Source organism: Ideonella sp., assembly GCF_041918995.1.
Lineage (GTDB): Bacteria > Pseudomonadota > Gammaproteobacteria > Burkholderiales > Burkholderiaceae_C > Ideonella.
The window spans coordinates 116,839-136,392 of sequence record NZ_JAYRUN010000004.1; the positions used below are offsets into that span (position 1 = coordinate 116,839).

The window sequence follows — 19,554 nt, forward strand, 5'->3', positions numbered from 1 at the left end:
CGCCCGTCAGTCGCCGCCCTGCGGCCCGCGCGGTGGCGAGGCGGCCATGGCGGCGGCGAGCGTGCGCCGCAGCCAGCCGTTGGCCACATCGGCATGCACGCGCTCGTGCCAGTGCTGCTTCACCGCGAAGGGCGGCAGCGCCAGGGGGGGCGCGAGCACCTGCACCCGCTCCTGCCGCGCCAGCGCTTCGCCCAGGCGACGCGGCACGACGACGAGCAACTCGGTGGTGGCCACCAGTCGGGCCACGCCGAGGAAGCCCGGCACCTGCAGCACCACCCGCCGCGGCCAGCCTTGGCGCGCCAGCACCTTGTCGACGATGGCGTGGCCCGTGCCCGAGGTGGTGACGACCAGGTGACCCTCCGCGAGGAACCCGCGCCGGGTGAGCCGGCCCTGCACGCGGGGGTGGCTGCGGGCCGCCAGGCACACGAAGTCCTGCTCGAACAGGGTCTGCTGGTAGAAGCCGGCTTCCAGCTGCGGCATGAAGCCCACCGCAAGGTCGAGCTCGCCGCTCTCCAGCCGGCGCGCGCTGTCGGCCGCGATGCGTTCGGCTTCGATGCGCACGCCGGGCGCCAGCCGCTGCAGGCGGTTCACCAGCGCGGGCAGGATGACGATCTCGCTGATGTCCGTCATGGCGACGCGGAAGGCGCGCTCGGCGGTCAAGGGATCGAAGCGGCGCGCCGCCGTGCCGGCCAGGGTGTCCAGCTGCTGCACCGCAGCGGCAATGCCGGCATGGAGCGACAGGGCATGCGGCGTGGGCACCATGCCGTGGGCGCTGCGCACGAACAGCGGGTCCGCGAAGTGGCGGCGCAGCTTGCCCAGCATGATGCTGGCGGTGGCCTGCGACAGCCCCAGTTGCTCGGCGGCACGGGTGACGCTGCCGCTGTGGTGGATGGCGAGGAACACGCGCAGCCAGTCGATATCGAGTTTGGCCATCGCGGCAGTATGGCGACGTCATTGCATAACGCAATGAGCAGCATCAGCCGACATGGCTCGCCAACATGGTGCGTTGCCCGCAGACTGCGGCCATGGCAGGCGACACGGAGCAGCAAATGGCATCCCATGGGCCACAGCCGCCGGTGCTGGTTGCGGGCGGCGGCATTGGCGGGCTCGCCGCGGCGCTGGCACTGGCCCGGCAGGGACAGGCGGTCCAGGTGATCGAGCAGGCCTCGCGCCTGGGCGAGATCGGCGCAGGCATCCAGCTCGGTCCGAATGCCTTTGCGGCCTTCGACGCGCTGGGCGTGGGACCGGCCGCTCGCGCCCGGGCCGTCTACACCGACGAGATGGTGATGCACGATGCGCTGGACGAGACCGTCGTCGGACGCATCCCCACCCGCGAGCCGTTCCGGGCGCGCTTCGGCAACCCTTACGCGGTGATCCACCGTGCCGACGTGCACCGGTGCCTGCTGGAGGGGGTGCAGGCGACCGACCGCATCCGCGTGGCGACGTCCGCCTGCGTGGCGTCGGTGGAAGAGGATGCGCAGGGCGTCACGGCTGTCGACACCCACGGCCGGCGCTGGCGGGGCGTGGCGCTGATCGGTGCGGACGGCGTGCGGTCGGCCGTGCGGCAGCAGTACGTGGGTGACGAGGCGCGGGTCTCCGGCCATGTCGTCTACCGCGCCGTGGTGGACCGCGCGGACTTTCCGGCGGACCTGCGCTGGAACGCCGCCAGCATCTGGGTGGGGCCGGACTGCCACCTGGTGCATTACCCGCTGCGCGGCGGCGAGCAGTACAACGTGGTCGTCACCTTCCACAGCCGCCAGCGCGAGGAGTGGGGCGTGCGCGAGGGCAGCCGCGAGGAGGTGCAGGGCTACTTCCAGGGCATCTGCCCGCGCGCGCGCCAGCTCATCGAGCTGCCCCGCGACTGGAAGCGCTGGGCGACGGCGGACCGCGAGCCCATCGCCCGGTGGACCTTCGGCCGGGTGACCCTGCTCGGCGACGCCGCCCACCCGACGCTGCAGTACCTGGCCCAGGGCGCCTGCATGGCGCTCGAGGACGCCGTGACACTGGGTGAGGCGCTGCGCGTGCACGGCGGCGACTTCACGTCCGCCTTCGCGCACTACGAGCGTTCGCGATTGGCGCGCACCGCGCGCGTGGTGCTGTCGGCGCGCGAGATGGGGCGCCTCTTCCATGCCAAGGGCGTGGAGCGCCTGGTGCGCAACGACCTGTGGAAGGGGCGCACCCCCGAGCGCTTCTACGACGCCATGGAGTGGCTCTATGGCTGGCGGGTGCAGGGCTGCCTGGACGATGGTGCCTGCGAAGGGATGCGACATGGATGAGCTGGGACGACTCGACGAGCTGCCGGCCGACTACCGGGCGGCCCTGCAGCAGGCGCACCTGGTGCCGCTGTGGCCCAGCCTGCGGGCGCTGCTGCCGCCCGGCCAGCCGCGGCCGGCCACGCGGCCCATGCACTGGGCCTACGAGGCCCTGCGCCCGCTGCTGATGCAGGCGGGCACGCTGACGCCCATCGAGAAGGCGGAACGCCGGGTGCTGGTGCTGGCCAACCCGGGCTTCGGGCCGGGCAGCCTGCAGGCCAGCGCGGCCATGTACCTGGGCATGCAGCTGCTGCTGCCGGGCGAATGGGCGCCGTCCCACCGCCACACGCCCAATGCCGTGCGCATGGTCGTGGAAGGCGAGGGCGCCTACACCACCGTGCAGGGCGAGCGCTGCCCCATGCGGCGGGGTGACCTGATCCTCACGCCCACCGGCCTGTGGCACGAGCATGGCCACGACGGCACCAAGCCGGTCGTGTGGCTGGACGTGCTGGACCTGCCCCTGGTGCACTACCTGGAGGCCTCTTACCACGAGCCCGGCGGGAGGCAGGCGGTGCACGGCGCGGCGAGTGGCCCCCTGTGCCCCGAGGGCCTGCGGCCCGCGCCCGGCTTCCAGCGCGAGGGCGGGCGCTACCCGCTGCTGCGCTATCCGTGGACCGACGCACGGGCGGCCTTGCTGGCGCTGGGCGAGCGTCGGCCCGGTGAGGCCGCCGTGCAGCTGGAGTACGTGAACCCGGCCACCGGTGGGCCGGCGCAGAACATCCTCGGCTTCCATGCGCTGATGCTGCGGCCCGCCCAGCGGCTGGCGCTGCCGGCGCGCTCGCCCGCCGCGGTATTCCACCTCATCGAAGGCACGGCCGAGGCGCGGGTGGGCGAAACCACGTTCCGGTTGGCCGAGGCGGACACCTGCTGTGCCCCCGGTTTCACCCCGGTGCAGCTGGCCAACCGCTCGGCCGACCGGCCGGCCTTCATCTTCGTGGCCGACGAATCCCCCCTGCATGAGAAGCTCGGGCTGCTTCAGACGCGCAGCGTGCCCGGCGCCTCTTTCCCTTCCACCCTGGACGCCGCATGACCGACACCTACCTCTGGCCCCCACAGCCACCCGCCGCCTTGCCCGTGCGTGGCCGCCCCGAGCGCTTCCCTGTGCGGCGCCTGTTCTTCGTCGGCCGCAACTACCTGGCCCATGCCGCCGAGATGGGCATGACCGTGGACAAGACCAAGGAGGAGCCCTTCTACTTCACCAAGTCGGCCGACACGCTGGTGCCCTCGGGTGCCACGGTGCCGTTCCCGCCGCAGACGCAGGATTACCACCACGAGGTGGAGCTGGTGGTGGCGCTGGGCGCACCGGGCTTCCAGGTGGCCGCCGCCGATGCCGGCGCGCTGGTGTTCGGCTATGCCTGCGGCCTGGACATGACGCGCCGCGACCTGCAGCTGAAGGCCCGGCAGACCCAGCGGCCCTGGGACCTGGGCAAGGACGTCGAGGGCTCGGCCGTGGTGTCGGAGATCGTGCCCATGCCGGGCCGCCTGATGGACCGCGGCGGGATCTCCCTCACGGTGAACGGCCAGTCGCGGCAGCACTCGGACGTGTCGCGGCTGATCTGGTCGGTGGCCGAGCTCATCGCCGACCTCTCTCGCTACTACCACCTGCAGCCGGGTGACCTGGTGTTCACCGGCACGCCTGAAGGCGTGGGGCCGGTCTGGCCAGGCGACCAGCTGGTGGGCCAGGTCGAGGGCGTGGCCGAGGTGCGCCTGCAGGTCGGCCCCGCCGCCTGACGGCGCGGGCGCGCTGCGGTGCAACGACAGCGCCGCAGCGCGGCCGTCACTCGCACAGCGCGCGGATGTCCTCCGGCACCGGGATGGCCTTGAGGCGGTAGCTGCCGGGCTCCCGCACCACGAAGGCCCGCACCTCGCGCCCCTCGCACAGCACGTCGTCGCCACGCACGATGCGGTGGTGCTGGATGAAGACCTTGGCGCGCCACTCTTCCACGTGCGTGTGCACCTCCAGCGTCTCGCCGTAGGTGGCCGGCTTCATGAAGCGCGTGTTGATCTCCAGCAGCGGGGTGCCCACGATGCCGCGCGTGCGTTCCAGCTCGCGCCAGGGCGGCACGCCGCAGGCCATGAAGAAGGCCAGCGAGGCCTGGTCCATCCAGCGCGAGAAGTTGGGGAAGAAGACGATGCCGGCCGGGTCGCAGTCACCGAAATGGACGTCGACGCGGTGGAGGTGGGTACGGGGCATGGAGACGGGTCAGATGCGGATGACGTCGGGGCTGGCGACGGCACTGTACAGGGCCAGCACCTGCGCCGCGCGGCGCACCAGCACGGCGCGCTGGTTGAGGTAGCCCTTGTCGGTGATCTCGCCCGCGTCGGCGTTGGGCGGCTCGGCCAGCCACATCGCGCGCGTGGGCGTCTGCGAGGAGCCGCCGCCTTCCGCGCGCAGCGCCTGCAGGGCGCGGCGCACATGCTCGGCCCGCGCCATGGGCTCCATGGCCAGCCCGGCGGGGCTGGGGAACACCAGCAGGCCCACCTCCTCGCGGTCGTGCCCGGTCACCACCACGTCCGCCGCCAGCGGGCTGAGCGCCGCCACGGCACGCAGGCGCAGCGTGCCCACGGACACCCAGGTGCCGCTCATGAGCTTGAAGTCCTCGGCCACGCGGCCGTCGAAGGCCACGCCCTGGCTCGGGTCCTGCGGGTCCACCAGCCGGCCGGCGTCGCCGATGCGGTAGTAGCCCTCGTCGTCGAAGGCCTGGGCGGTGAGCTCGGGCGCGTGCCGATAGCCGGGGAAGACGCTGGGGCCGCGCACGCGCATCTCCAGCTTGCCGCCGGCGCCGCCCTCGGTGGGCACGAACTTGAGCGCCACGCCCGGCAGGGGCGAGCCGATGCAGCCCGCGCGGTCAATGGGCCAGTGCACGCTGGTGACGGCGGGTGCCGTCTCGGTGGCCCCCCACGACGAGGTGAACCACACCGGGCGCTGGCGCACGCGGCAGGCCACGGCCTCCAGCCGCTGCCACAGGCTCTGGGGCAGGGCGGCACCCGCGTAGAACAGGCCCTCGAGCGGCTCGAAGAAGGCGCGGGCGAAGTCCTCGTCGCTCTCCAGGAAGGGCAGCAGCATGTCGAAGCCGCGCGGCACGTTGAACAGGAAGTTGGGCCGCACCTCCCGCAGGTTGGCCACGGTCTTCTCGATCAGGCCGGGCATGGGCCGCCCGTCGTCCACATGCAGGCTGCCGCCGTGCGCCAGCACCAGGTGGAAGTTGTGGTTGCCGCCGAAGGTGTGGCTCCAGGGCAGCCAGTCCAGCAGGCGCAGCGGGTGGCGGTTGAGGAAGGGCCAGGCCTGCGCCATCTGCTGCTGGTTCGCGCACAGCATGCGGTGGGTGTTGATCACCACCTTGGGCGTGCCGGTGGAGCCGCTGGTGAGCAGGTACTTGGCGTGGGTGCCGGGGGTGACGTGCGCGAAGGCGGCTGCCACGGCCGGCGTCTCGGGCGTGGCCAGCAGCTCGTCGAACGCCCGGGCGCCAGGCAGCTCCGCGGCCCCGCGGCTGAACACCACCGGCCGGTGGCCACGCGCGGCCCAGCCGAGCAGCGGCGGCCCGTACACGCCGGGCTCGGCGGCATACACGAGGGCCGGGTCCACCGTGTCGAGGATGCCGTGGATCTTGGTGTAGTCCCGCGTGAGGCGGCAGTACGCGCTGGATACCGTGCACACCGGCTGGCCGATGTGCTGGGCGGCCAGGGCGAGCAGGGCGTGGTCCACGCCGTTGTCCGACAGCACCACCACCGGTGCGCCCGCCGGCAGCCGCATGTCGAGCAGCGCCTGCGCCACGCGGCCGACGGCGGTCCGGGCCTGGGCATACGTCAGGCGGCGCCAGCCGCCCGTGCCGTCGCGCTCGGCCAGGAACAGGGCATCGGGCGTGGTGACGGCCCAGTGCTCCAGCCAGTCGCCCACGCAGCGCGCGAAGGGCTGCAGGGCCTCGGCGCTGCGCAGCACGAAGCTGCCGTCCGGCCGGTCTTCGCGCACCACGCGCGACGGGGCCAGGGCACCCGGCTCGCCGAAGGGCAGCACGGCCGGGTCGGTCAGCAGGACGGAGCGGCAGTCCATGGGGGTCTCCTTGTCGCGGTCATACGCCCAGGCAGGCGGCGAGTGCCGGGCCGTGCGCCAGTTCGCCCGCCGGGCCGGCGAGCACCACCTGGCCCTTCTGCAGCACCACCAGGCGGTCGGCCTGGGCCGCCACCCGCCGGTAGTCGCGGTCGACGATGAGCGTGGCGATGCCTGTGGCGCGGATCTCTCCGATCACGCGCCAGATCTCCGCCACGATCAGCGGGGCCAGGCCCTCGGTGGCCTCGTCCAGGATGACGAGGTCGGGGTGGGTCATGAGGGCGCGGCCGATGGACAGCATCTGCTGTTCGCCGCCGGACAGCTGGCCGCCGGCATGGCGCAGCCGCTCGGCCAGGCGGGGGAAGGTGGCCAGCACGCGCTCCAGCGTCCAGTCGCGCCGGCCGTCGCGCCCGGGGCGGGCGGCCATCACCAGGTTCTCGCGCACGTCGAGGTTCGGGAACACGCCGCGGCCCTCGGGCACATAGGCCACGCCGCGGCGCGCCACCTCGTGCGGGGCGGCGCGCGAGCAATCGGCGCCGCGCACGGCGATGCGGCCCTCGCGCTGCTTCACATGGCCCAGCAGCGTGCGGATGAGCGTGCTCTTGCCCATGCCGTTGCGGCCGAGCAGGCCCACGGTCTCGCCCGGCTGCACCGCGATGTCCACCCCGTGCAGCACGTGGCTCGATCCGTACCAGGCGTGCAGGTCACGCCCCTCGATCACCGGCACGCTCATGCCACGGCCCCCGTGGCCAGGGCGCCCCCGCCGGCGCTGTCGGCGCCGTGGCCGCCCAGGTAGGCCGCCTGCACGAGCGGGTCGCGGCGCACGTCGGCCGGCGCGGCCGAGGCGATCACCGCCCCGTTCACCATCACGGTGATCCAGTCGGCCACGCGGAACACGGCGTCCATGTCGTGCTCCACCAGCAGCATGGCGTGCCCCTGGCGCAGCTCGGCGAGCAGTGCAAGCATGCGCTCGGTCTCCTCCGCGCCCATGCCGGCCAGCGGCTCGTCCAGCAGCAGCACCTGCGGCGCCGTGGCCAGGCACATGGCGATCTCCAGCTGCCGCTTCTGGCCGTGGCTCAGCAGCCCGGCCGGGCGCTCGAGCACGGCGTCCAGCCCCGCGCGGGCGCACGCCTGGCGGGCCGCGTCCAGGCTGGTGTGGCAGCGCGAGGCCGGCTCCCACAGGGCCCAGGGCCGCGGGTGGCGCGCCTGGGCGGCGAGCCGGCAGTTCTCGAGCACCGAGAACGCGGGGAACAGGGTGTTGCGCTGGTAGCTGCGCCCCAGGCCGGCCCGCGCGCGGCGCGGCTGCGCCCAGGCGGTCACGTCCTGCCCCAGCAGTTCCACCCGTCCGGCACTCGGTGCGATGTCACCCGACAGCAGGTTCACCAGCGTGCTCTTGCCGGCACCGTTGGTGCCGATGACGGCGTGCACCTGGCCCCGTGCGAAGGCCAGGCTCACCCCGTCCACCGCCACCAGCCCGCCCCAGCGGCGGGTCAGGTCCTCGCAGCGCAGCAGCACATCGGGCGCGGCGGACATCAGGACACCTCCTCGGCGGCCCGGGCGACGGCCGGCCCGGCCAGTCGCCGGCGCAGCTGGCCGGGCAGGCCGATCAACCCGTGGGGCAGCCCGGCCACGCAGGCGATGATGGTGGCGCCCAGGCCCAGGTGCCAGTGCTTGGCGAAGTCGCCGAACACCGCCTGGCTCTGGAACAGCTCCTGCAGCAGCGTGAAGGCGAAGGCGCCGACCACCGCGCCGCGCAGGTGGCCCAGGCCGCCGAGGATGACCATGATCAGCACGGCGCCCGACAGGTGCCAGGACAGCAGCTCGGGGTTCACGAAGCCGTCCTTCACCGCGAACAGGCAGCCCGCGACGCCGGCGATGGCGCCCGAGAGCACGAAGGCCGCCAACTTGTAGGGGTAGGTGGAGAAGCCGGCGGCGCGCATGCGCTGCTCGTTGGCATGGACGCCGGCCAGGGCGCGGCCGAAGCGCGAACGGGTGAGCGCGGCCAGCAGCGCGAACACGGCCGCCAGGCAGCCGAGCGTGAGGTAGTAGAAGTGCAGCGGCTGGTCCAGGTCGGCCAGGGTGAGGCCACCCACCGACAGGGTGGGCTTGACGTACAGGTAGATGCCGTCCGTGCCGCCGCCCAGGGGGGTGTCGTGCACCAGGTAGTAGGCCATCTGCGCGAAGGCCAGCGTGACCATGATGAAGTACACGCCGCGCGTGCGCAGCGACAGCGCGCCCATGAAGAGCGCGTAAGCGGCCGACACCGCCGCGCTGGCCGGCAGCAGCCACCACAGCGACGCGCCCTCGGCTTCCGGCGACAGGCGCACCGTGGCATAGGCCGCCAGGCCGAACAGGGCGGCCTGGCCGAAGCAGACCAGGCCGGTCAGGCCCACCAGCAGCTGCAGGCTCAGCGCCAGGATGGCGTAGACCATGGTCTTGGCGACCAGGTCGATGCCGAAGCTGCCCACTGCCAGCGGGAACAGCGCGAGGGCCAGGGCACCGGCCACGACGGCCAGCGTCGCGGCGGAAGGAAGACGACCGCTCATGCCTTGAACAACCCGTCCGGCTTCCACAGCAGGATCAGCGCCATGAGCAGGTACACCAGCACGCCGGCCGCCTGCGGGAACACCACCTTGCCGAAGGTGTCCACCACGCCGATCAGCAGCGCCGCCAGCAGCGCGCCGCGGATGGAACCGATGCCGCCGATGACCACCACCACGAAGCAGATGATGAGCACCTGGCTGCCCATGCCGGGGTACACGGACGACACCGGGGCCGCGAGCATGCCGGCCAGCGCCGCCAGCGCCACCCCGGCGGCGAACACCACGCGGTAGAGAAACCCGATGTCGATGCCCAGCGACTGCACCATCTCCCGGTGCGTGGCCCCGGCCCGGATCATCATGCCCAGCCGGGTGCGCCGGAACACCAGCCACATGCCGCCCGCCAGCAGCAGGCACACGCCGGAGAGGAACAGCCGGTACACCGGGTAGCTCATCAGCTCACCCAGGGGCACGCTGCCGGCCAGCCAGGCGGGCGGCGCCACGCTGTGCACGTCGTCGCCCACCAGGATGGAGCGCAGCTCCTCGAACACCAGGATCAGCCCGTAGGTCATGAGCACCTGCTGCAGGTGCTCACGCTCGTACAGGTAGCTGAAGAAGGCCCACTCCAGCACATAGCCCAGCGCCACCGCCAGCACCAGCCCCACCGCCAGGGTGGCGAAGAAGCCGCCCCCCAGCGTGGCCGCCACGGCAGGCGCCAGCGCGTAGGCCATGTAGGCGCCGATCATGTAGAAGCTGCCGTGCGCCAGGTTGATGACGCCCATGATCCCGAAGATCAGCGTCAGGCCGGAGGCCACCAGGAACAGCAGCAGCCCGTACTGCAGCGCGTTCAGGCACTGGACGAGAAAGGTGGCGAGGTCCATGCCTTCGCGGGTAGGCGGCGGGCCCGGTGCGCGCTCAGGACGCCTTGCAGCCGCGGGCCGGGTCGGCGAGCGCCTTGGAGGCCACGCCGATCACCTTGTTCTCCTTGGCGCTCACCTGGCGCAGGTAGATGTCCTGCACCGGGTTGCCGGCCTTGCTGATCGTGAACGCGCCCCGCGGGCTGTCGATGCGCGCCTTCTGCACGGCGGCGGCGAACTCGGCCTTCTTCGCCACGTCGCCCTTCACCGCGGTCAGGCCGATGCCCAGGATCTGCGCGGCGTCGTAGCCCTGCACCGCATAGACGTCGGGCTGGAGCTTGTAGGCCTTGGCGTAGGCCAGGCGGAACGCGTTGTCGCGCGGCGTGTTCAGGCTGTCGCCGTAGTGCATGGTCGTGATCAGCCCATCGGCGTCCGCCCCTTGCGCCTCCAGCGTACCGTCGGTGAGGAAGCCCGGGCCGTACAGCGGGATGGTCTTCTTCAGGCCGGCCGCCGCATAGTCCTTGACGAACTTCACCGCGCCGGCACCGGCGAAGAAGGTGTAGACGGCGTCGGGCTTGCTGGCGGCGATCTCGGTGAGCAGCGCCTGGAACTCGACGTTGGGGAAGGGCAGGTTGAGCTCCTTGACCACCTGGCCGCCGTTCTTCTCGAAGGCCTCCTTGAAGCCCTTGACCGATTCGTCGCCGGCGGCGTACTTCCAGGTGATGGTCACCGCCTTCTTGTGGCCGCGATTGGCCACCACCTCGCCCATGGCGTAGGCGGGCTGCCAGTTCGAGAACGAGCTGCGCACGATGTTCGGGCTGCAGAAGGGGCCGGTCACGGCGTCGGCGCCGGCGTTGGGCACCACCAGCAGCGTGCCGGTCTCCTTGGCCACCTTGGCCATGGCCATGGCCACGCCCGAGTGCACGGTGCCCACCAGCACGTCCACCTGGTCGCGCTTGACCAGCTTGTTCACGTTGTCGGTGGCCTTGGCGGGGTCGCTCTCGTCGTCCACCTTGAACAGCTCGACCTCGCGACCGCCGAGCTTGCCGCCCTGCTCGGCCAGGTGCAGGCGGAAGCCGTTCTCGATGGCTGTCCCCAGCGCCGCGTAGGTGCCGGTGTAGGGCAGCATCAGGCCCACCTTGAGCTTGGGTGCGCCCTGGGCGGCGGCGCTGCCGGCCGCCAGGCCAAGGGCCGCCGCAGCGGCGATCAGGGGGATGGACGCACAGAGGGCACGGCGGGTTCGCATCAAAGTCTCCTGTCGCTGGCGAGCATGCAGTATGGTGCGTGCTCAAGGTGCGGCAAGGCTACGCGAGGCGGTCCAGAGAAGGCAATATAGTGCATACCCTGCCACCCGTGGGCGGTTATGCTCACGGCCCCGCGCCTCGTGGGCGCATGCACCTCTTCCGCATCCGATGAGCCATTCCTCTCCTGCGACTCCCGTGCTGGTGGTGGGCGCCGGCATCATGGGCGCCGGCATCGCCCAGGTGGCCGCGCTCGCCGGCCACCGCGTCTGGCTGCACGACAACCGCCCCGGCGCCGCCGCGGCCGCCTGCACCCAGCTGGCCACCACCCTGCGCGGCCTGGCGGCCAAAGGCCGGCTGACCGACGCGGCGGTGGACGAGGCACTGGCCCGCTTGCACCCCGTGGACGCGCTCGACGCCGCGGCGGGGGCCGGCTTGGTGGTCGAAGCCATCGTCGAGCAGCTGGACGCCAAGCGCGCCTTGCTGCGCGAGCTGGAGGCGCGCCTGTCGCCCACGGCCATCCTGGCCTCCAACACCTCGTCGATCTCCATCACGGCGCTGGCGCGCGGCCTGGCACACCCGGGGCGCGTGGTCGGCATGCACTTCTTCAACCCGGTGCCGCTCATGAAGCTGGTGGAGGTGGTCTCGGGGCTGCACACCGATCCGGCGGTGGCCGATCAGGTGGCTGCCCTGGCCACCGCCTGGGGCAAGACGGCGGTGCATGCCCGGTCCACGCCGGGCTTCATCGTGAACCGCATCGCCCGGCCCTACTACGCTGAGACGCTGGCCTTGCTGCAGGAGCGGGCGGCCCCGCCCGAGGTGCTGGACGCCTGCCTGCGCGGCGTCGGCTTCCGCATGGGCCCGTGCGAACTCATGGACCTCATCGGCCACGACACCAACTTCGCCGTCACGGAGTCGGTCTACGGCGCGAACTTCGGCGACAAGCGCTACCAACCCTCGCTGGTGCAGCGCGAACTGGTGGATGGCGGTTGGCTGGGGCGCAAGAGCGGGCGGGGCTTCTACCCCTATGGGGAGGCAGCGGCCACGCCGGCGCTGCCCGAGCCGCTGGCCGGCACGCTGCCTGGGCGCGTGCGCTGGCACGCCGGGGCGGGGGATGCCGTGGCAGCGTTCGGTCAACGCTGGTGCGAGGCGCTGGCGGCGGCCGGCGTGCAGGTGGAGCAGGCTTCTCCTGGGGATGGGGGCGACTGGGTCGGCATGGCCTGGGACGGCCTGCGGCTCGCGCTGACCGACGGGCGCCTGGCCGCGCACCGTGGCGCGGCCGACGGTGTGCCGACTGCCGTGTTCGACCTGCCGCTGCCCTCAGCGCCGGGCGCGGCCCTGGCCTGGGGCGCGGGCCCCGACGTCTCCGACGACGCGCGTGCCACCGTGGGAGCGGTGCTCGCCACGGCGGGCGTGCGCCCGGTGCAGATCGAGGACGTGGCCGGCCTGGTGGTGGCCCGCACCGTGGCCATGCTCATCAACGAGGCGGCCGACGCGGTGCAGCAGGGCGTGTGCTCCCCCGAGGGCGCCGACCTCGCGATGAAGCTGGGCGTGAACTACCCCGCCGGGCCCTTCGAGTGGCTGCAGCGCTGGGAGCTGCCCGCCGTGGTGGCGCTGTTGGACGCGCTGGACGCCTTCTACCGCGGCGAGCGCTACCGGGTCAGCCCTTGGCTGCGGCGCCGCTGCCCGCCGCCGAGCCGCGCAGGTTCGGCACGCTGACCAGGCAGACGATGCCGCGCGGCTCGCGTTCCTGCCAGGACACCGTGCCGCCCATCAGCTTGACGCGTTTGCGTATGCCGCCCAGGCCGAGGCCATGGGACCAGCGGGCTGGCTCGCGGCCGACGCCGTCGTCGCTCATGGTGAGCGTGAACTGACCGTCCTGCAGCCGCAGGTCCATCACCACGCGGGTGGCCTGCGAGTGGGCGATGCAGTTGCTCACCAGCTCACGCAGGATGCGCGTGAGCGACGACCACTGCACCATGGACAGGGTGAGCTCCTGGTCGAAGGCGGCGCTCCATTCCAGCTCGCACCGCACGGCGTCCAGGCGCTGGGTGATGTCGGCCTTCCATTCGGCGGCGGCCAGGTTCAGCGAGTGGGTCGACGCGGCCAGGCCGCGCGTGAGCGTTTTCAGGTCCTGCAGGGTGTGGCGGACGTAGTCCTCCATCTCCTTGCTGGGCGCCTTGTACATGAGCGTCAGCAGGCGGGCGCCGATGTCGTCGTGCAGGTCCTGGGCGATGCGCTGGCGCTCCTCGCTGCGGCCGCGCTCGACCGCGCGGTCGTGCGCCAGCGCACGCATGAGCTGCTCCACGATGCGGTCGGCCAGCCGGGCGTCCTCGGGCGTGAACAGGCGCTTGCCGCGCTCGGCGAAGCGCAGGGCGATCTGGCCCTCCAGCATGGGCGACTGTGTCAGGTTGGGCACGGGCACCAGCAGCACGGAGCCATTGGCCACCACCCGGCTGCTGCGCGCGGCGCCGCCGGTGCGCGTGGCCTCCAGTGGCTCGAACACGTGGCGCAGCAGGTCCGCCATGCGCTCGGCGGCGCGCTCCGGCTTGGCCTCCACCTCGCGCGCGATCCGGTAGAGGTGCTCGAACATGCGCTCGGTGGTGAGGGCCCGGGCGCCCATCATCTGGTTGAGCACCCACTGGCGCACCGCCGCGTAGGCGCCCAGCGCGATAAACAGCGACAGCGTGAGCGAGGCGAACTGGCTGAACGAGAACACCGCCACGAACAGCAGGTCCACCGAGGTGGCGACCGTGCTCACGCCGGCCAGCATGGCGAACTCGCGCATCACGTTCTGCGAACGTGAGATGAACGGCACCATGAGGATCACCGACGCGAAGAACACGTTCCAGATCACCGGGCCGACGGCGGCCAGCGGCTGCACGTCCGGCGGCATCAGCGGCACCAGCGTCACGGCCATCGTCAGCAGGATCAGCGCGCCCACCGTCACCGCGGCGAACCGGCGCATCACCAGGGCGAAGGGATGCGCCTGGCCGCTCACCGGCCAGGCCAGGAAGGTGATGCACAAGGCGCCGTCCACCAGCAGCAAGGCCTGCGGCCACCACCAGACATACCCGTGCCCCGCCACCACCGACCAGGTGGCGAAGGTGAAGGTCGCGGCCCAGCTCAGCAGGGCGGGCACCGTGCGCCAGGCCGAGCGATAGGGGTGCAGCGCGGTGGCGTGCAGCACGGCCGAGGCCGTGGCCATGTCCAGCACGGTGAGCATGGCGTGCTCCTGCACCACCAGGCTCGACGGCAGCGTGAGCCCGGGGACGGACGCCACGGCGGCCAGCAGCAGCTGCCCGGACTGCGACAGCGCCATCACGGCGTACAGCAGGTTGCGCGCCTGCGGCTGGACCAGCGGCACGATCCAGCCGACCAGGAACAGCACCATGGCGAAGGCGCAGAGCAGCCAGAACATGGCGCCCAGCGCCGCGTAACCCCGCGGCTGGGCGGTGAGCTCGACACGTTCGCCCTGGCGGAAGACCAGCACCACGCGGCCGGCCTCCAGCGACTGGGCCACCGCGAGGCGGGTGGCCACCAGCTGTTCACGCAGCGCGTCGTCTGCGATCCAGCGCGACGAGTGCGTCATTGCCAGCGCCCCGAAGGGCAGCACGGACCCCCGCGGCGTCTCCACGCCGCGCAGCGTCTGCCCGGCCAGGTCCTTCAGGGCGGGCAGCGGGGTGTAGGCCAGCTCCAGCTGGCCATCGGCGGTGATCTTCCAGTCCGCCGGGATGTGCGGGTTGTTGGCCATCACCCGGGCCAGCAGGAAGACGGTGAGGCAGGCCATCACCGCCGCGAGCAGCAGCGCCTGGCGCCGCCAGCCGATGCGCGGTGTGCCGGAGGCGAACCCGGACGCGGTGCTGCCGCTGGCCGGCTCGCCCAGGCGGGAAGCGGGGGCCCAGCCGCTGTCGGCCGGCAGGCCGGAATCTGGCGTGTCGTCGAAGGTACTGCGGGTCATGGCGCTGCCCGGGGGGGGCGGGCCGCCGCGGCGGCCCTGCCGCGGGTCAGACCAGACCCTGCTTGCTGGCCAGCACGGCGGCTTCCGCGCGGCTGGAGACGTTGAGCTTGCGGTAGATGGACTTGATGTGGTCGTTCACCGTGAACCACTTGATGCCCATGAGGTTCGCGATCTCCTTGATCGTGAAACCCTTGCTCAGGTAGGTGAGCACCTCGATCTCGCGCGGGGTGAGGTGGGGCAGGTCGACCGGCTTCTCGATGGGCACCGGCTTGCCGCCGCTGCCCGGCGTGGGCGACAGGCCGCCCAGCTGGCTGATGGGCGCATCGGCGGCCGCCCCATGGCGGAAGTGCGTGAGCAGCCGCCGCGCGATGGCGGGCGACAGGGGCGGCTGGCCCAGCACGATCTTGCGCAGTTCCTCCACGAGCACGTCGAAACGGTCTTCCTTCAGCAGGTAGCCGTCCGCGCCGCACTGCAGGGCCGGGAACAGGTGGTCGTCGTCCGAATACAGCGTGGTGACCACCTTGGTGGCCGGGTACTGGGTGAGCTCCGCCAGCAGTTCCAGGCCGTTGCCATCCGGCAGCTCGAGGTCCACCAGCATGAGCTTGAACGGGTCGGCCCCGTGCAGGCCCTGCGGGCCGGTGAGCGCGATCTGCTGGCGAGCCGTCTCGAGGTCGCCGGCCTCCGTGATGGAGATGGGGTCGCTGAAGCTCTCGCGCAGGACGCGCGAGAGGAAATCGCGCGCCACCGGGTTGTCTTCGAGGATCAGCACCTTGACTGTCATGTATCCACTCCCTGAACTGCTTGACGTGGCAGGGGATGCTAGCAGCGTACCTGCGTCGTACCGAGCCCTCCTTTGGGGGACTGCAACCGCTGGTTACGGATTCACGAGCACCAGCTTGCCGGTGATCTCGCGGGCGGCCATGCGCCGGTAGGCGGCAGGCACCTCGCTCATGGGCAGCAGGGTGTCGATGACAGGGCGGATCCTGCCCTCGGCGTACCAGCGCGCCAGCTCGCCCAGGGCTTGCGCGCTGGCCTGCGGCTCCCGGCGGACGAAATCGCCCCAGAACACGCCGACGATGGAGGCGCCCTTGAGCAGCGGCAGGTTGAAGGGCAGGGCCGGGATCCCCCCGGCAGCGAAGCCCACCACCAGGTAGCGGCCGCGCCAGGCGATGCCGCGCAGCGCCGGCTCGGCCAGGTCGCCGCCGACGGGGTCGTAGACCACGTCCGGCCCCTTGCCGCCGGTGAGCGCCTTCAGCTCGTCGCGCAGCGACGCCGTGCTGTAGTTGAGGGTGGCGTCGGCGCCCAGCTGCCGGCACGCCTCGCACTTGGCGTCCGTGGAGGCGGCGGCGATCACGCGTGCGCCGGCAGCCTTGGCGATCTGGATCGCGGCCGTGCCCACGCCGCCCGCCGCACCGAGCACCAGCACCGTCTCGCCGGCCCGCAGCTGGCCCCGGTCGATGAGAGCGTGGTGGGACGTGCCGTAGGTGAAGGCGAAGGCCGCGGCGTCGTTCAGCGGAAAGCCCGCCGGCAGCGGGATCACCTGGCTGGCCTTCACGCAGGCGTGGGTGGCGAAGCCGCCCGAGCTGCCGATCGCGGCGACGGCATCGCCCGGCTTCAGGTGCGTGACCCCGGCCCCGACGGCGTCGACACGCCCGGCGAACTCCGAGCCCGGCACGAAGGGCAGGGGCGGGCGCACCTGGTACTTGCCCTGCACCGTGAGCAGGTCCGGGAAATTGATGCTGGCCGCCGCGATGGCAATGCGCACCTCGTCTGGCGCCGGTTCCGGCGTCGGCAGCTCGCGCCAGGCCAGGCCGTCGGGGCCGGTGGTGGATTCACAAAGCCATGCATGCATCGAGCGCTCCTCGGCTGAGCCAGATCAAGGTGACGGGCGATGATAGGCACGCCGCCCGGCCAGGCTGTCGCCCAGGCGACGCGCTGTGACGGCGCCGCGACGCGGGCACGGCGCTGCCTACAATCGGCCCATGCGCATCCTGATCGCGAACGACGACGGCTACCTGGCCCCCGGCATTGCCGCGCTGGTGCAGGCTTGCCAGGGCCTGGGCGAGATCGACGTCATCGCGCCCGAGCAGAATGCCAGCGGCACGTCGAACTCGCTCACGCTGAACCGTCCGCTGAGCGTGCACGAGGCGCGCGGCGAGCCGGTCAACGGCTTCCGCTTCGTCACCGGCACGCCGTCCGACAGTGTGCATATTGCGCTCACCGGGCTGCTTCCGCAGCGCCCCGACCTCGTGCTCTCCGGCATCAACCAGGGCGCGAACATGGGGGACGACACCCTGTATTCCGGCACCGTGGCCGCGGCCATGGAAGGCTACCTGTTCGGCATTCCCGCCATCGCCTTCTCGCAGGTGGACAAGGGCTGGACGCACCTGGATGCCGCCGCCCGCACGGCGCGGCGGGTGGTCGAGTCGGTGCTCGCCTCGGTGGCGCAGCGGGCCCCGGGCCAGCCGGCCTGGCTGCTGAACGTGAACATCCCCAACCGGCCGGACGCGGACCAGCTCGGCTGGGCAGTCACCCGCCTGGGCCGGCGCCACGCCAGCGAGCCGGTGATCCGCCAGATCAGCCCGCGCGGCGAGCCGGTGTACTGGATCGGGCCGGCCGGCGATGCGCGCGAGGCCGGGGAGGGCACCGACTTCCACGCCGTCGCCCAGGGCCGGGTATCGATCACGCCGCTGCAGGTGGACCTGACCGACCACGCCGCACTGCCGGATTGGCGTGCGCGCCTGGGCGGCTAGCCGCCATGTCGTCCAAGCCCCCGAAGCCCCCGTTGTCGCCCGGCCGAGCGGCCCGCTTTCCGGCCTCGCTCGACGCGCTGCGCACGGGGCGCGCCGGCCCGCCGCAGGCGCAGCTGCTGCGTCCCCAGCGCCACCTGCACGAAGCGGCGCGCGATGCCGCCCGGGCCAGCGCGCCGCGCGGCCTGGGCCTGGACAGTGCGCCGGTGCGCCTGGCGCTGGTGCAGCGTCTGCGGGCCGACGGCGTGCGCTGCGAGCCGGTGCTGCAGGCCATGGCGCAGGTGCCACGCCACGAGTTCGTCGATTCCGCGCTGGTGGCCCAGGCCTACGAGGACACGAGCCTGCCCATCGGCCTGCAGCAGACCATCTCCAAGCCGTCCGTCGTGGCGCGCATGATCGAATGGCTCTACCTGGGCGAAGGCGCGCGGGCGCGCGGCCACCTCGGCCGCGTGCTCGAGATCGGCACCGGCTGCGGCTACCAGGCCGCCGTGCTGGCGCAACTGGCCACGCACGTCGTGTCCGTCGAGCGCCTGGAGCCGCTGCACCGCCTGGCCGCCCACCACCTTGGGCGGCTGGACGTGCCGCGCTGTCGCCTGGTGCATGCCGATGGCATGCGCGGGCATCCACCCCATGCGCCCTACGACACCATCATCGCCGCCGCCGGGGGCGACGACCTGCCGGCCGCCTGGCTGGACCAGCTGGCCGTGGGTGGACGGCTGGTGGCGCCGGCCCGCCATCCGGACGGGCGGGGGCAGATCCTGGTCATCGTGGACCGCATGCCGGACGGCCTGCGCCGGCAGCACGGCGAGGCCGTCCAGTTCGTCCCCTTAAAATCCGGCACTTGTTGACGTACGACCGACTGCGGTCTTCCCACCCGATGACCAAGCTCCCACGGCCCCCGGCTTCCCGGATGTTCGGCTGGATGGCACTGGCCTGCGCGCTGGCGCTCGCCGGCTGCGCGTCCACGCGCCCGCCGGCCCCGGTCGAGGACCGCGCCACGGCACGGCAGCCCGCCCGCCCCGCCACGACCGTCGAGGCCGCCAAGCCCGCGACCGCGCCGGCCCCGGTGGCCTCCGCCTCCGGCACCGATACCCGCCCGGCCACCTACACCGTCAAGCCCGGCGACACGCTGATGCGCATTGCGCTCGAGTCCGGCCAGGCGTGGCGCGACATCGCGCGCTGGAACGGCATCGAGAACCCCAACCTCATCGAGGTGGGCCAGGTCCTGCGCGTGCTGCCTCCCACGGGGGAGGTGCTGGCCACCAAGCCGGTGACGACGCCGAAGATCGAAGCCAAGCCGCTGGACGCGGCGGGCGCCAAGCCCGCCGCGCCCGCCGCCAGCGGGGCCGCGGCCACGCCGGCGTCCGCGCCGGCCGTGCCGGCCAAGGACAACGACGACGACGTGCAGTGGGCCTGGCCCGCGTCCGGCCCGGTGGCCGCCGCCTTCGACGAGAACCGCAACAAGGGCCTGGCCATCACGGGCAAGGCGGGCGATCCGGTCCTGGCTGCCGCCGATGGCCGCGTCGTCTATGCGGGCTCGGGCCTGCGCGGCTACGGCAACCTGGTGATCGTGAAGCACAACGCCACCTACCTGACCGCGTATGCCCACAACCAGACCTTGCTGGTGAAGGAAGACCAGGTGGTGCGCAAGGGCCAGAAGATCGCCGAGATGGGCTCGTCCGACGCGGAGCGGGTGCAACTGCACTTCGAGGTGCGTCGCCAGGGCAAGCCGATCGACCCGGCCAAGCTGCTGCCCGCGCGCTGAGGCCCCCGACCCCACCGCCGCACCCCCCAACCGACCTGGCCGGCGCCGCCCTCGTGGCGGCGCTGCCATTTGCGCACTGC

General features: G+C 72.4%; 18 protein-coding genes. 7 read left to right on the forward strand and 11 right to left on the reverse strand.

From position 1 onward, the window contains the following. Positions 1 to 6: 6 nt before the first annotated feature. Positions 7 to 933, reverse strand: a complete 927-nt coding sequence (locus ACE3UN_RS04835; RefSeq protein WP_374673784.1) for a LysR family transcriptional regulator — start codon at positions 931 to 933, stop codon at positions 7 to 9. A 116-nt stretch (positions 934 to 1,049) separates the two neighbouring features. On the opposite strand from ACE3UN_RS04835, the gene ACE3UN_RS04840 reads away from it, so the two are divergent. The 3 genes from ACE3UN_RS04840 to ACE3UN_RS04850 are packed head-to-tail and all read left to right on the forward strand — an operon-like array spanning position 1,050 to position 4,043. Then, positions 1,050 to 2,276 (forward strand): 3-hydroxybenzoate 6-monooxygenase, encoded by a 1,227-nt coding sequence (locus ACE3UN_RS04840; RefSeq protein WP_374673785.1) that lies wholly within the window; start codon positions 1,050 to 1,052, stop codon positions 2,274 to 2,276. Then, a complete protein-coding gene (locus ACE3UN_RS04845) occupies positions 2,269 to 3,342 on the forward strand; it encodes a cupin domain-containing protein (protein ID WP_374673786.1) in 1,074 nt (357 codons plus the stop codon). Before ACE3UN_RS04840 ends, ACE3UN_RS04845 begins: the two co-directional genes overlap by 8 nt. Continuing rightward, complete coding sequence (locus ACE3UN_RS04850; protein WP_374673787.1) at positions 3,339 to 4,043, forward strand: fumarylacetoacetate hydrolase family protein; 705 nt, start codon at positions 3,339 to 3,341, stop codon at positions 4,041 to 4,043. Before ACE3UN_RS04845 ends, ACE3UN_RS04850 begins: the two co-directional genes overlap by 4 nt. Before the next feature lie 46 nt (positions 4,044 to 4,089). Here ACE3UN_RS04850 and ACE3UN_RS04855 read toward each other — a convergent pair whose 3' ends face one another. The 7 genes from ACE3UN_RS04855 to ACE3UN_RS04885 are packed head-to-tail and all read right to left on the reverse strand — an operon-like array spanning position 4,090 to position 11,003. Beyond that, positions 4,090 to 4,506, reverse strand: a complete 417-nt coding sequence (locus ACE3UN_RS04855) for an acyl-CoA thioesterase (protein WP_374673788.1) — start codon at positions 4,504 to 4,506, stop codon at positions 4,090 to 4,092. Between the two features lie 9 nt (positions 4,507 to 4,515). Next, a complete protein-coding gene (locus ACE3UN_RS04860) occupies positions 4,516 to 6,363 on the reverse strand; it encodes a feruloyl-CoA synthase (protein ID WP_374673789.1) in 1,848 nt (615 codons plus the stop codon). 19 nt (positions 6,364 to 6,382) lie between these two features. Beyond that, positions 6,383 to 7,093: an ABC transporter ATP-binding protein gene (locus tag ACE3UN_RS04865; protein ID WP_374673790.1), complete on the reverse strand. Its 711-nt coding sequence runs from the start codon at positions 7,091 to 7,093 to the stop codon at positions 6,383 to 6,385. Continuing rightward, entirely contained in the window at positions 7,090 to 7,893 is an 804-nt protein-coding gene (locus tag ACE3UN_RS04870) for an ABC transporter ATP-binding protein (protein WP_374673791.1), read from the reverse strand. Before ACE3UN_RS04870 ends, ACE3UN_RS04865 begins: the two co-directional genes overlap by 4 nt. Then, entirely contained in the window at positions 7,893 to 8,906 is a 1,014-nt protein-coding gene (locus ACE3UN_RS04875; protein WP_374673792.1) for a branched-chain amino acid ABC transporter permease, read from the reverse strand. Before ACE3UN_RS04875 ends, ACE3UN_RS04870 begins: the two co-directional genes overlap by 1 nt. Beyond that, positions 8,903 to 9,781 carry a branched-chain amino acid ABC transporter permease gene (locus ACE3UN_RS04880; RefSeq protein ID WP_374673793.1) on the reverse strand — a complete coding sequence of 293 codons (879 nt, stop codon included), beginning with the start codon at positions 9,779 to 9,781 and terminating at the stop codon, positions 8,903 to 8,905. The genes ACE3UN_RS04875 and ACE3UN_RS04880 overlap by 4 nt, the downstream gene beginning before the upstream one ends. Before the next feature lie 34 nt (positions 9,782 to 9,815). Further along, on the reverse strand, positions 9,816 to 11,003 hold the full coding sequence (locus ACE3UN_RS04885; RefSeq protein ID WP_374673794.1) for an ABC transporter substrate-binding protein: 1,188 nt from the start codon (positions 11,001 to 11,003) through the stop codon (positions 9,816 to 9,818). Between the two features lie 166 nt (positions 11,004 to 11,169). Between ACE3UN_RS04885 and ACE3UN_RS04890 the strand changes: the two genes are divergently transcribed. Next, on the forward strand, positions 11,170 to 12,717 hold the full coding sequence (locus tag ACE3UN_RS04890; protein WP_374673795.1) for a 3-hydroxyacyl-CoA dehydrogenase: 1,548 nt from the start codon (positions 11,170 to 11,172) through the stop codon (positions 12,715 to 12,717). Here the strand turns inward: ACE3UN_RS04890 and ACE3UN_RS04895 are convergent. The 3 genes from ACE3UN_RS04895 to ACE3UN_RS04905 form a co-directional block, all read right to left on the reverse strand. Beyond that, entirely contained in the window at positions 12,659 to 14,959 is a 2,301-nt protein-coding gene (locus ACE3UN_RS04895; protein WP_374673797.1) for a sensor histidine kinase, read from the reverse strand. The two genes, ACE3UN_RS04890 and ACE3UN_RS04895, sit on opposite strands and share 59 nt — an antisense overlap. A gap of 46 nt (positions 14,960 to 15,005) precedes the next feature. Next, complete coding sequence (locus ACE3UN_RS04900) at positions 15,006 to 15,740, reverse strand: LuxR C-terminal-related transcriptional regulator (RefSeq protein ID WP_374673798.1); 735 nt, start codon at positions 15,738 to 15,740, stop codon at positions 15,006 to 15,008. 93 nt (positions 15,741 to 15,833) lie between these two features. After that, positions 15,834 to 16,811 (reverse strand): NADPH:quinone oxidoreductase family protein, encoded by a 978-nt coding sequence (locus ACE3UN_RS04905; RefSeq protein ID WP_374673799.1) that lies wholly within the window; start codon positions 16,809 to 16,811, stop codon positions 15,834 to 15,836. A 130-nt stretch (positions 16,812 to 16,941) separates the two neighbouring features. Here ACE3UN_RS04905 and surE point away from each other — a divergent pair, with 130 nt between their 5' ends. From surE to ACE3UN_RS04920, 3 genes are read left to right on the forward strand one after another with little or no spacing between them, the layout of a single operon-like run. Next, positions 16,942 to 17,712, forward strand: a complete 771-nt coding sequence (surE, locus tag ACE3UN_RS04910) for a 5'/3'-nucleotidase SurE (RefSeq protein WP_374673800.1) — start codon at positions 16,942 to 16,944, stop codon at positions 17,710 to 17,712. A gap of 5 nt (positions 17,713 to 17,717) precedes the next feature. Beyond that, on the forward strand, positions 17,718 to 18,557 hold the full coding sequence (locus tag ACE3UN_RS04915; RefSeq protein ID WP_374673801.1) for a protein-L-isoaspartate(D-aspartate) O-methyltransferase: 840 nt from the start codon (positions 17,718 to 17,720) through the stop codon (positions 18,555 to 18,557). 29 nt (positions 18,558 to 18,586) lie between these two features. After that, positions 18,587 to 19,474 (forward strand): peptidoglycan DD-metalloendopeptidase family protein, encoded by an 888-nt coding sequence (locus ACE3UN_RS04920; RefSeq protein WP_374673802.1) that lies wholly within the window; start codon positions 18,587 to 18,589, stop codon positions 19,472 to 19,474. Positions 19,475 to 19,554: the final 80 nt, after the last annotated feature.